Source organism: Thiocapsa sp. UBA6158 (genome assembly GCF_002423035.1).
Taxonomy (GTDB): domain Bacteria; phylum Pseudomonadota; class Gammaproteobacteria; order Chromatiales; family Chromatiaceae; genus Thiocapsa.
On record NZ_DIUM01000083.1, the window covers coordinates 1 to 13,015 of the forward strand.

The 13,015-nt window shown below is 64.2% G+C and carries 4 protein-coding genes; all 4 read right to left on the reverse strand.

Going from position 1 to position 13,015, the window contains the following annotated elements:
* Window positions 1-16 precede the first annotated feature (16 nt).
* The 4 genes from B4N44_RS11565 to B4N44_RS11580 are packed head-to-tail and all read right to left on the reverse strand — an operon-like array spanning window position 17 to window position 12,818.
* Entirely contained in the window at window positions 17-832 is an 816-nt protein-coding gene (locus tag B4N44_RS11565) for a helix-turn-helix domain-containing protein (protein ID WP_296700917.1), read from the reverse strand.
* Window positions 829-4,737 carry an Eco57I restriction-modification methylase domain-containing protein gene (locus tag B4N44_RS11570; RefSeq protein WP_296700920.1) on the reverse strand — a complete coding sequence of 1,303 codons (3,909 nt, stop codon included), beginning with the start codon at window positions 4,735-4,737 and terminating at the stop codon, window positions 829-831. Before B4N44_RS11570 ends, B4N44_RS11565 begins: the two co-directional genes overlap by 4 nt.
* 9 nt (window positions 4,738-4,746) lie before the next feature.
* The gene (locus tag B4N44_RS11575) at window positions 4,747-7,584 is read right to left on the reverse strand and encodes a helicase-related protein (RefSeq protein ID WP_296700922.1); all 2,838 of its coding nucleotides are present in this window, start codon (window positions 7,582-7,584) and stop codon (window positions 4,747-4,749) included.
* Window positions 7,581-12,818, reverse strand: coding sequence for a DEAD/DEAH box helicase (locus B4N44_RS11580; RefSeq protein ID WP_296700924.1), 5,238 nt, complete (start codon window positions 12,816-12,818; stop codon window positions 7,581-7,583). Before B4N44_RS11580 ends, B4N44_RS11575 begins: the two co-directional genes overlap by 4 nt.
* Window positions 12,819-13,015 lie beyond the last annotated feature (197 nt).

The window sequence follows — 13,015 nt, forward strand, 5'->3', positions numbered from 1 at the left end:
GTGGACCAATCGATGATCAAGGCCCGATTTGCTGAGGAATCGGACCCGAAATGGTCTTCGGCGGCTTGAGCAGGTTGGGAACCGCGCCCGGCTCGATTTGCTTGCCCCGGTAATGAAAGATCCGAACGTCGGCCCGCGTCTGCTGTGCCGCGAGTAGGCCGCCCGGCTCGTCGGCGAATAACAAGACAGCCGCCCGTACCGGTTGCAGCTCACCGCCGACGCGCTTGGCGAGACCAATCCGATAGAGTCGATCGCCAATGTCGCCGGACAGGAATCCGCGACTGGCGGCGAAACGGTGCCAGGTGTCCGTCTCCAGGAGATCCAGGGGGACTGGAACAGGCTCGGATTCGGCACTGATGACGCCGCGCCGATAGGACAGATCGGTGATCTCGGTCGCCGTCATCTCGCGGTTGCCGGCATCCAGGCGTGTCCAGGTGCCGTCCTCCAGGATGGAGTGGACCTTGGGGCTTGGTGGCACGTCGAGCAGCAAGATATGTCCGTCCGTATCGTCGCGCAGACGGCAGGCGATACGGATCCAGCGCAGGTGCTCCACGGCCGGCAGCAGGTGCGTCAACGTCTTGCGACGCAGTTCATCGACCGCCTCGGGATTCTCAACGAGTCCAAAGAGTCGGTCTCGTCCCTCGGCCTTTGCCGGATCTTCCACTCCCAGCGCCAGTTTACCGCCGCTGGTGTTGGCGAAGGCGCATAGGGTCTCCAGGGCTTTGCCCACCATCTTTCCGGACACGCGCTTGAAGTCCAAATTGACGGATTCGGGCAGCGACAAGAGCTTGTCGATCAAGGCGTCGGCCTTGGGACCGGACATCTCATTCATGTAGTCGATCTCGATGCTTGTTGGTCCCACGCCTCCAGCACCAGGCGGCGGGTGCGGTATTCGCCGAACTGGCGGATTTCGTTGTTCTTGAGGACGCGGAAGGTCTCGGATGGGTAGTTCTCGCCGTAGACATCGGCGGGATCGAGGATGTAGCGCAGCTCGTCGCGGGTCAGGCCGTAGAGCCGGGCGTACCAGGCGTCGAGTTCGGCGCGGAGTTGGGCGCGGCGCTCGGGGTTCCAGGCGAAGGGTGGACCGTCGTAGTCGAGATCGCGGGCGAAGGGGGCGAGGTCGTGGGCGGTGTAGGTGAGTTCGAGAACACGGGGGACGATGAAGGCGAGGTCGGCGGACGTGTAGCGGTCGGGTGGGAGTACCGGAAACTGTTTCAAATAGAAATAGTTTAGCGTCGTTCCACCAATCTTCTGTCGAGCTACAAAATCGAATACTAACGCCACCAAATTAGCGTAGAAAGCAGCAGCTTTTGATGGCTCAATGCTGGCATCAAAAAGAAACAGCGGCATCTTGTTTCCAACCCCCACTCTCGGCACCACGCCCGCGATCACGGTGCGCTCGTCCGTGGATCGACAGATGTCCCGCCAGCCCATCAACCATTGCCGCGCCTGTCGTTCCGCCAATCGCTCATCTTTGTCGCGCTCGCTGACCCAATAACGCGGACGGGCGAAACTCCCCGGATCGCGCTTTTCGGCGTCGGTCATGTCCCGCGAATCGCTGCCGTTGTCCTCGTAGGTCGCCCAACGATGGTCGAACTGATGCACCATCTTGGCTTCATAGAGTGGCACCCAGGTCTCGCCATCGCGGCCAATCCAATTCGCGCTATCGCGTTCTGCTCCTTCGGCGGCAAGTTGCGCGGCGGTGCGGAACATATGGCTGTCGTTGGACATGTCGAGCATTCGCATAAACGAGATGCCCCAAGGATTGCCGCTCGTGCCTTGGCTTTCATCAATCAGCACCGGCAATCGACGGTAGATTTCTCGGGTGAGTCCGGCATCCTCGCGAGTGCGAAAAACAGGACAAGTCAGAGTATTCGGGTTGATGTGCGCGAAATCGTCGTGGCTCAGAGAGAATCGGCGCCGAGCATCAGCCAGTTGATCGATTTGGGTGAGGAAAAATGCAAACTCTGACTCATGAACTTTGCCCAGGGTAAGCAGGCAAAATTTGTATCTTTGGTGGCCAATCTCTGAAAACAATCCGGGACCAGTTCGGAAATCATAGAGACTGACGAGTTGGCGGTTACGGATGAGATTGGCGAAATAAGCCTTGGTCGTGTCATCGGTCGCAATCCCGGTCGGCACGATCATTCCGGCCCGACCGTGCTCGCCGATCAGCCACGAAATCGTCTCGGCAAAAAGGGCGTAGAGATTCACGTCCCCCACCCCGGTCAGCGGAAAGCGCCCGCTGTCATGCGCGAACAGACTGCCGGCCTCCGCGCCCCGCTTGGCCGCGATGAAGTCCTGATACAGCCGCCGGTCGGGTGGACTGGCGTCAGGCGCATTCAGCGCCGCGATCAGCCGGCCTCGGGCGGCCGCGTTGGCGGCGGTAGCGATCTCGGGACGGCGCGCGCCGAAAAACTCCTGCTCCTGGAGCTTGATGCGCTCCCACGGCGGATTGGCCAGCACCACATCGAAGCCGCCGGCGGCGAAGACCTCGGGAAAGATCAGCGGCCAATGGAAGAAGCGATATTGCCGTGCGAGATCCGCCGCCAGTTCCGCCACCCCCGGCCGCAGATTTCGACCAGCAGCAACGGCGGCCAAATCGCCGGACAGCGGGACGCGCTCGGCGTTCTCTAATATCTTGGGCGCAAAGAAGGCGGCGCAGAAGAGATCGAACCGCTGCCGCTCTTGCGCCAAGCACTCATCGCGCTCGGCCTCGGCATAGGCGGCGCGCTTGGCGGCGATGGCGTCCAGCGAATCCTCGGGCAGGTCGGCGAGGTGCGCATGGGCGGTCGCCAGGTTCACGGTCGTTGCGCCACCAAAGAGTTCACGCTGTCGCCCCCCTGACTGCTTCTTGTTGCTCTTCTTCAATGCCGAGCACACCGCCTTGTCGTCGCCGGACAGCGCGGCATACGCCTTGTCCGGAATCCCCTCCGCCAGGATCGCCGGGTCCAGGATGCCGACCAGCGCGTTACCGTGACGGATGCGATGATCGAGAAAACCGAGCGGCTGGCCCGGCTCCAGCGTTTCGAGCCAGAGCGCGGTTTGACACAACTCGACCGCCAGCGGGTTGAGATCCACGCCATAGATACAGTGGGCCACCACCTCACGCAGGGCATGACGGTAGGCCACGGCCTCGGGGAGATCATCGTCCGCATCCAGGCGTGCGACCTCGGCGGCGATGCGCCGCGCCGCGGCCAGCAGAAAATGACCGGAGCCGGTCGCCGGATCCAGGATCCTGAGCGCCAGCAGGGCGCCACGCGGATCGGGAGCCTTCAGCGCCTCGGCGATCTTGGGTTCCAGGGCGGACTGGATGCACTCCTGAACCAGCGCGTCCGGCGTGTAGTAACTGCCGGTGAGCTTGCGGGCCGTGCCGCGACTGTTGCCCGCCGCGGCGTCGCCCACGAAGCCGAAGCGCCAGGGGTTGGCGTCCACGGCGATCAGGGGTTCCTGCTCCAACAAGCTCTCGTAGACGCTACCCAGTTCCTCGGTGTCCATGTCGCGGTAGTTGATGCGCGCCAGCACCGCGCCGGCCCGGAAAAAGCACAGCGCGCGCAGTGCGGCAAGCAAGTGCTGGTTGGGCAACGCGGCGGCGTCCAGATCCGGGCAGCGATCAGCGGCGAAGAGGCCGCCCAGGGCCGGGAGTCCCAACGGCTCGGCTCCGCCGGCCAGACCCCGGAAGGTGACGCGCAGACCGTCCCAGAGATCGGCGTGACGGTCGGCGCGAGCCTTGAGCGCACGCTCGCGCAGACGGGCGGCGCTGTAACCCCTGGCGTACAGCGTGCGCTGTTCAGGCGTGGCGTCGGGGTGGTGCAACAGCCCCCGGTCCTCGGCCGTAATGAGCAGGATCAGCCGATAGACCAGCCGCAGCAGTTGCCGGAAATAGTCCGCCGTCTGAAGTTCATGGTTCGCGAGGGCCTGGCGCAGGGCGGCGTTAGCCGGATGGGCGAGGAAGCCGTTACCGAGCTGACGCAGGGCTTCGGTCACGCCGGCACGCAGCTTCTCCAGGGCGCGTTCACCGGTTTCCTGGGCCTGACCGTGCCAGTGCTCCAGGATCGGGACGACTGCCTGGTGTCCATCCCGACCATTGCCGAAGCGGGTGGCGTGGGCGATCAGCCAGAGGGCGACGAAGTCGGCGTAGCGGTCTTCCTCAAAGATACGCGCCAGATCGGCCTCAATATAGGCCGGACGAGTCAGGCTGGGATTGTCGCGCAGGATGCGCAGGGTGCGGCCGTTGCTGACCAGGCCCCAACGCGCGTCCCGGCCGGCATTGAGATATTCCTGCACCGTGGCCTGGGGCGAACGGCGCCGGCCCTCGTCGCCGAAACGGCTGTCGCTGCGGTCCAGATCGAAGGTGTCTGGGATCAGCAACAGCGGGGTCGCGCCGAACATGTGGGTCAGGGGGAAGTGGCGATCATCGAGGGTCGCGCCGCTGACGGCGGTCCAGTGCCCGAATCCCAGCACCTGGGTCAAGAAGGGTTCCAGCCAGTGTTTGATCCCAACCGCCTCGGGTTTGACATCCGGCCGGTGGCGGCGAGCCTGAAAGCTGGCCCAAAGTGTAGTGGCAATACGCCAGGAGCGACCGATGTCATCGCGCAACTGGATGCCGGGAGGGACGCCATACTCGGCGGCGCTCTGATGGTCGGCCTTGAGTTCCAACAAGCGCTGTATGAATTCAGCGGGCAGCAGGCTGCCTTCGATGCGGATGGCGTCGAGGGCGAGGTCGGTTTTTTTCATGTCCCTATCCTACAGGCTGGGTGCCGGCAGCAGCACATAGAGCCCGATCACGTCCACCGGCAGGCAGGGGGTGACGGCATAGCGCAAGTGCCGGGCCTCTGATGCCTCGCGCACACGACGATGATCTTGCAAGAGTTGCTGGGCGCGGGTTCGAGCCAATTCCGTCAGGACAGCCTCGAAGCTGGGCAACTCGTCCAGGGCAGCGCCGATGACCCGCAGGCGGCGCTCCGGGGCCATGTTGCTTGCAGGTTCGGCCGCCATCAGGGCGGCGGCATCGGTGTCGCCCAGGATTTCCGGGGCCTGGCCGGGGCGCAGGGCCACGACCAGGGCCTCCTCGGCGAGCGAGACCCGCTCCTGGCCGCGATAGGTGATGACGAGCTGGGTGCGCAGGCGCAGCAGCGCCACCAGGGTGCGGCTCTGTACCGCGCGGGTGAAGAGGGCACCGCTGCGGGCGACCAAATCGGGGCTGGCGCCATCCAGGGCGCGCTCGGCCAGGTAGCTGGCCAGGATCGCCACGAGGGGATGGCTGCGGTGGATGTGACGGGGGTCGGCCGGGCGCTGGAATTCCAGGCGCAGGCTCTCGCCTTCGATCCCGACCCCGTCCAGCCGTTCGCGCAGCACGGCGGGCAGGTGGCGCAGGGGTAGTTTGTAGCCGCCCCCGACGGGTTCCAGCGCCGCCTGCAAGCGCTCGGCGGCGCGACGGACGAACTGCTCCACGTCTGTCTGGCTGCCCAGGGCGGTGATCGCTTTATCCCATTCGGGGAGCACCTCGGCGGGCTTGAGCCGGCGTTGCGCAAAGATGGTACGGCTCTGAGCGGCCTTTGACTTGGCGCTCTCCCAATCCTTATCGATCTCGGCCTCGATGTCGTCGAAGCCGAAGAGATCATCCACGCGACTCTGAACACTGTCATTGCCCCGGCGCAGCAGCACGCTCTCCATCACGGCCTGCATCACCTTGCCGCTGTTGTCGGGCATGGGTACCGAGACGCCGAGTTCCTTGCGAATGCGTTCCGCCTTGCGCAGGATGACCTGCAAGACGGCACCGTCGACCGGGTTGTTCTCCCCGTAGAGCATGACGGTGCGCACCGCCTTCGCAGGCTGGCCGAAACGGTCTACACGGCCTTCACGCTGCTCATGGCGGGTCGGATTCCAGGACAGATCGTAGTGCAGCACCGCGTCGAACAGAGCCTGAAGATTGACCCCTTCCGAGAGGCAATCCGTGGCCACCAGGATCCGACGCTCAGACTCACCAAGCCGTGCGACACGTTCCTCGCGCTCGGCGGGAACGAGTTCGCCGGTGATGACGGCCACGGTGGGGCCACTGGCCCCCAGATGACGGCTCAGCGACTCCCCCACGTAATGCGCGGTGGGGATGTAACGGCAGAACACCACTGGGTTGTGGCCGGACGCGAGCAGCTCGTCGATCTGCCGAATGAGCATCTTGAGCTTGCCGTCCTTGGCGGGTCCACGCAGCGCCTCGGCGCGCTGGATGAAGCCATCCAACTCGGCGGCGTCGGGGTGGGGCGGGTCCAGCTCCTCGATCCGGGCACCGGGCTGGCTGTCGTCCGTGGAGAGATCCCCGTCCAGATCGCCGTCGTAGACGGTCTCCAGGCCGGCGCGGTCGAGTGCTTCGATCTGCTCCGTTTCGCCGCCGGAGTTCAGGGCGCGCAGCCGGGTGCGCAGGGCGATGGCCGCCGCCGCCGGACTGGAGCTGATGCAGCGTAGGAGGGCCAGCGCCGCCCACCAGTTCATGCGCTGTTTGAGCAGGGATTGACCGGCGGCGGACTCCACCAAGCGTTGGGCATAGTCGAGCACGTCATTGAAGAGTGCGGCCCAGGCGCCGTCCAGACGGTAGGGTGCCTCTCGGCTGAGGCGGTCGGGAAAGATCGAGGTGTCCTGCCATTCGGCGATGTCGGCGCGGCGGCGCTGGACGAAGTGATCGGCCAAACGCTCGCGCAGCGTGTCGCGGCTCTTCCCGGTCAGATCCCGCAAATGGCGGAATTGGCCATCGAGCAGTCCGAGCAGGTTGTAGAAGGCTTCCTCGTCACCGCTGTGGGGGGTGGCCGTGAGCAGGATCAGATGCCGTTCGGAATGCGCGGCCAGACCCGACAGCACCTGGTAGCGCTGATGGCGGGTGCTGTTGCCGGCCTGAACGCAGGTGTGGGCCTCATCGACGATGACCAACTCGGGGCAAGCGCGCAGGAACTCGTCGCGACGACGGTCCTGCTTCACATAGTCCAGGCTGACCACGGTGACCGGGTAGGTGTCGAACAGCGAAGTGCCCGCAGGCAGGCCGCGCTCCAGGCGCGCGGCGGTTCCGCCGGTGACGACCTCGGCGGCGATGTTGAATTTGCGCTCCAATTCCTCTTGCCATTGGTCGCACAGATGCGGCGGACAGAGCACGGTGAAGCGGGTGATCTCAGCGCGATCCAGTAGCTCACGCACGATCAGGCCCGCCTCGATGGTCTTACCGATCCCCACGTCATCGGCGATGAGCAGGCGCACTCGGTCAAGCTTCAACGCCATTAGTAGCGGCACCAACTGGTAGGCACGGGGGGCGAAGCCCAGATTGCCGAAGGCGCGGAAAGGCCCCGCGCCGGAGCGGAATGCAAGCCGCAGAGCATCGCGCAGCAGCAGACCGGCAGCCTGGGCGCCCGCCTGGGCCGCGTCCGGTGGCGGGAAGCTTGCCGATCGAATGGGTTCGGCCTCCAGGGGGGCGTAGATGGTGGTGCTTTCCTCATCGCCCGCGCCCAGGGGACGCAGGTGCAGGATGTCGGCGGCAGAGCCGGGAAGGACGATCCATTCGCGCCCGCGTGCGCTGACCAGACTGCCGGGTTGCAGGTTCATGGGGTCACTCCCTGGCCGAAGACATCGGGATACTGGGCTAGGATGGGCGGCCAGGCCGCCCGCTCCTTCGGAAAACGAATGACCTCGTAGCCGGCATCGCTCAGCGTCTGATTCACTTGCGCGTCGATGGGGTACTGATGGTCAGTCTCATGGTGCGGCCCGTCGATGAAGACGAGGGCAGGCGAGTCCCCCTGGTAGCCGAAGTCCGGGCGGACGCCATACTCCGGCAGACTGAGTTGAGCCTTATCGGGTAGCCGGTGGCCGCGCTGATGGATGTAGGCCAGCCAGTCCTGTTCCAGCGTACTGCCGCAAAGGGCCATCAGCTCGGCATAGTGCTCATCGGCATGCCGTCCGCCGGTGCCGCGTCGGGCGCCGGCGTGGATCAGCCGGCACAACAGATCGAGCACGAGCGGATCCTTGCGCTGGATCGCCGGATGGTCGATTTGATTGCTGTAGGACAGCAGGCAGCGGTAACAGCCGGCTTCGCAGCTTGCGTCGGTATCCTCAAGCTGGCCAGCCTCCCAGGTCGCGCCCTTGGGCTGATAGTGCGCAACCCGCAGCGCACGCTCCGCGACCCGGCACAGGGCGATGGGATCGTTGGCCAGCCGTGTCAGCACGCCTGCACCACCCTCGGCGGACTCATAGAAGAGGATGGCGTTGCGCTGGTCCCGCTTGGGCAGCGGTTCGGCGGCCAGTTCCGCCTCCTCCAACTGGAATTCCGCCTCGATGCCCCGTTTCAGCAGGTATTGTAGGGTGACCATGGCACCCGCTTCCAGGGGCGTGCCGGGATGGAGAACCAGGACATTGCGGCGGTCCTCGACGAAGGGGACGATGCGCTGGACCTGGGTGCTGGCCTCGGCGCTATCGTCTTCCTCAGGGGCTTGGGCGTCCTTGGACCAGAGACCGGTATTGGGGTCGATATTGAAGCCGTAGACCGATTTTTCCTTGCGCCGGCGCCAGCCGAGATTCATGCGCCAGACGGTGGCGGCGGGGCCGTAGTGAACGGTGACCAGGGTGGCGCCATCGCCATCCTCGAAGCGCGTCTTGACGACCTGCTGGACACCATTTTCCTCGGCATATTGCAGGGTTGTGAGTAGTTCATAACCCTGACGCACGCGCTCTTCTTCATCGGAGGTGATGCGGGTGGCTCGCCGGGTGCTGACGTTTTCCACCCGGTAGAGGTTGGACAGGTTGAGTCCGCCGTCCAGCGTCGTGCCGCAGGCCACGCAGAGCGGCTGCTGCAACTGATCGCCGAAGTGGCCATAGCCGCAGGCCGGACACATCTGGGCCGTACGCACCGGCAGCAGGGGATCGTTGGCATGGGTGCCGTCCTGTTCGCGCACGCCCAACAGAACCTTGCGGACCCGGTATTGGCTGCCCTCGTGGTAGATGATGCTGCGTGGGCCGAACTCGGCGAGACCCAAAAAGCGCGGGCGTGTGAGGAAGGTGTCCTTGCCGATCCGTTCCTTGCGCGACGGGATAAAGGCCATCAACGGCAGGCGCGGGAAGTTGTAGCCAGGCAGGAAGCCCTGGCTGGCCAGGTAGCGATAGGTATAGAAATCCGAATTCAAACTGGCGGAGGCTTGGAGCAGCAGATCCTGCTGCGTCTTGGCCTCCCCGTAGCGGCGATCAGCCTCGTTGCGATCCCGCTGAGTGGCAGAGGCATTCATGCGCACAGCGTGAGCCGCTTCCATCTGCTGAGTGGTCGCTTGGTAGAGGGTTCGCCAGCGGTCGAGGGCCTGGTCGAATTGACGGTATGCCTGCTGGATCATGCGTGCCGCCCAGCCTTCCGCATACCAGCGGGCGCTGGTGGGAGTCAGCTCGTCGGTCAACATGTTCAGCACGGCGGACATGACTCGGTTGGCCCGATCACGCGGTGCCGAAGTATCGAGGCTGGCCACCAGATCGTCCCGCAGCGGTAAGGTCGGATCCGCCATCTTCAGCAGCTCGCTGACCGCGCCGGCCAGCTTCTGGCGGGTCTCGGCCAACCAGATCGCGTGCAGGTGGCTGCGGATGAGATCCTCGTTGGCGAGGTCGATCAGCGGTGGCGTGACGCTGCCCGCGACCATGCGCACCGGATCGGCGAAATAATACTGGTCGTGGGGACTCTTGGCGGCGCAATAGGTCACGACCAGGGCCGGCTGGCCGCTGCGTCCGGCTCGCCCGCTACGCTGCGCATAGTTCGCCGGTGTGGGTGGTGCGTTACGCAGGTAGACAGTGTTGAGGTCGGCGATGTCCACGCCGAGCTCCATGGTCGGGGAACAAAAGAGGATGGGCAGGTCAGCCTTCCGGAAGCGTTCTTCACGCTCTTGCCGATCACGCTGGTCGACCTGAGCTGTATGCTCGCGGGCCTCCAGGGTTTGCAGGAGGCGATTGTGCTGCATAAGCCCCTGAGCGACATTGAGATAGAGGTCGCGGAAGAAGATGTTGCTGGCGGTGCCGTTCGCCTGGGGCGTGTCCGAGGATTGGGCGGCATCGCCGAGTCGCCAGACCATGGATCCCGCCACGATCTGATAAGCCGCCTTGTGGTCGGGGGCCTCCAGGGGTTGAACGAGTCCGCCTTGGGTCAGTGCCTCCAGCAGTGCCGCGATCAGACCGGAAAAATAGGTTTCATCGAAGCGCTGCGGCCAACGGCTCTGGGCATCTTCACCCCAGAGGCTCTGCCGACGGATCTCGCGCGAAAACCGCGACCGCGCGGACAGATAGACGGCCCGGTCATCCTGGCGCTTCAGGTCAGGCGGTTTGGAGCCGAGGATCAGGTAGCGGGCCGGTTGCAGGCGTTCGTCCGGGTTGATGGCCCAGGGTTCGCGCAGGTGGCTGAAACTGGCCTGGTTGATCTGTTCCTGGCGGTCAGGATCGAGGTAATTGGCTTTGATGCAAAGCCCCCGACGCATCAGATCGAGGAGGTGCCGGGTGACGGCTTCACGCACCTGAGGGGTGGCCTGTGCCAACAGCGGTGGGGAAGCGGCCCAGAGAGATTCCGCCGCGCAGATCTCCGCCAGGAAGTGATAGTCGATCCGCAGTAACCCGAGCTGTTCCAGATTGGGGTTATTCACCCGCCAGCCCCGGCGCAAATCGAAGTAGAGACGGTAGCCCAACACCTCTCGCAACGCCTTGCGTGCCTGTTCCTCGGCGAAGAATTGGGCAGCGGGGTTGGCCATGAATTCCGGCTTATCCAGGTCCAGGGCATCGTAGATTGCGCGGGCCAGCGTCTCGTCGGTCAGCTCGCCCGCCTTCTCCACGGCCGCCAGCAGGGCGCCTCGCAGCAGGAGAATCTGCATGAAATCGTTGAAATGCCCCGCCTGGAGCGAGGCATCCTGGCGGTTGTCGGTGAAGCCGAGCAACTTCTTGGCTGATGGCTGGAGATCCTGTGCATCCTCCCGCAGATAACGCATGGCGCACAGAGTGAGCACCGTGGTGGCCGAGCTGCGTCCCTCGGAACTCAGACTGGCCAGTTTGCTGAAGTCGCTGCGCTGCGTGGCGTCATAGCTGACACCGCAGGCCAGGCAAAAGCGGAAGGTGCCTGGGATGAAGTGGGCCGTTAACCCTGGACTCGCGACCTCGCCACTCGGGTCGACCTGAACGGGTAGCGGGCGGTAGCGCCTGTAGTGGGGCTTGAGTCGGGGCTCGGCGCTGCCGAAATCGAGCCATTCTTCCGGGTAGCGGCTCTCAACGTCTTGTGGGTCGAACTGACCGTCGGGGTCAGGCATCAAGAAACCGAACCGAAACCCTTCATCCTCCTGATCCTCGCGGTTGCGGTCGCTCAGATCCCTGGGCTCAAAGCGTTGTGGGGCTTGCTTGGCGCCTTCGGCCCACACCGGGAAGTACTCCTGTCCACATTCTCGACAGAACACCGTGTTGAAGAGTCGTTTGTCCGTATGGCCAGGTTGGAATTGTTGGCCCTTGACGTCCAGATAGCGGTTTCCAGTCGGCTCCAGGGTGGCGAACAGGTCGCCGGCACCGGTGATGAATTGGTGGAGCCTGAAGGCGAAGAGCCGACTGCGTGCGTCATGGGGATCCCGCTTGGTACGGTAGGCCAGCAGCAGGAATTGCTCCAGCCGGGTGAGACAATGCTCGGCGTCAAGTCCGGTGGTCGCGGCGAGTTCCCCAGCGGCATCCAACAGGGTGCGCGGGCGGGCACGGACCCATTTCCCCGCCTCCCAACGCAGACCGAGACTGAGCTCGATCCAGGAAGCCAGGGGGTGGTGGCGCAGCGTTTCGTAATCGGGCTCGTCCGGGAGGTCGGCCTGTAGCGCACCCTTCAAGGTGGCCGCGTCAGGCAAAGAGTCACCGGGGGTCACGCGCTGCAAGGTCTCGGTGATGATATTCGACGGATCGACCGGCGCCCCGAAGAGCTTGCTGGCCACGCTCGCGACCACGGCATTGCGCTCCTCCGGCGTGCCGTCGGTGGTCATAGTGGCCGATGTGCCCACACAGATCAGATTCGGATTGAAGGCAGCGCGGACCCGGCGCACCAGCAAGGCCACGTCGGCTCCCTGGCGCCCGCGATAGGTATGGAGCTCGTCCAGAACGAGGAACTGGAGTCCCTGAGCAGCGCGGACGATGGCCTTATCCACCTCGTCTTGGCGCGTCATCATCAACTCCAGCATCATGAAGTTGGTCAGAATGATGTCTGGCGGATTGGCGGCTATTCGGTCACGCTCTTCGCTGCTCTCCTGACCCGTGTAGCGGGCGAAGGTCACCGGCTCTCTGCCCTCTGGATAGCCGTGCTTGAGAAAGCGCGTTAGCTCCTCGCGCTGGCTGTTGGCTAAGGCGTTCATCGGGTAAACGACGATGGCGCTCACCCGATGTGTGCTGTCGCCCTTGGCGTGCTGGCGCAGCACATGATCGGTGATCGGAATGAAATAGCTGACGGACTTTCCTGAGCCTGTGCCGGTGGTCGAGGCATAGCTCTCACCACGTTGCGCGATGCGAATCGCCTCGTCCTGGTGCTTGTGCAGTCTAAGGGTGACACCGAAGCCGGTGTCGGTCTTCCCGGCCCGGAAGATGCGAGCACACTCAGGATGCAGTCGACCCTCCGCGACCAGATCCTCGACGGTGCCGCCGCTCACGAAACTCGGATTCAGTTGAATCAGCGGAGCTGGCCAAAACTCCTCGTCCGCATACCGCTGCTGAAGGTAATCCCGGATGTCAGCCGCCCTGGGTTTGGTAAAGCTGCGGGTAAACGCGGCGTAATCTGCGATGAGGCGCTCGCGGAACTGAAAAATGTCCATACCATCCTCCTGTTGATAGCTCCTTAGCGACGGCGTCCGTTTAGCGATTACCGCAAGGGGATACACTTTCGGGCGACCAGCAAGATAATCGCTGAGTATAACGGTCGCGCGCAAGCGATCACCAGCGACCTCTCGACACAAGTTGAAACGGATCGATGACAATCAGTCTGCGAGTGCAGGCGAGGGGCAACTCGATG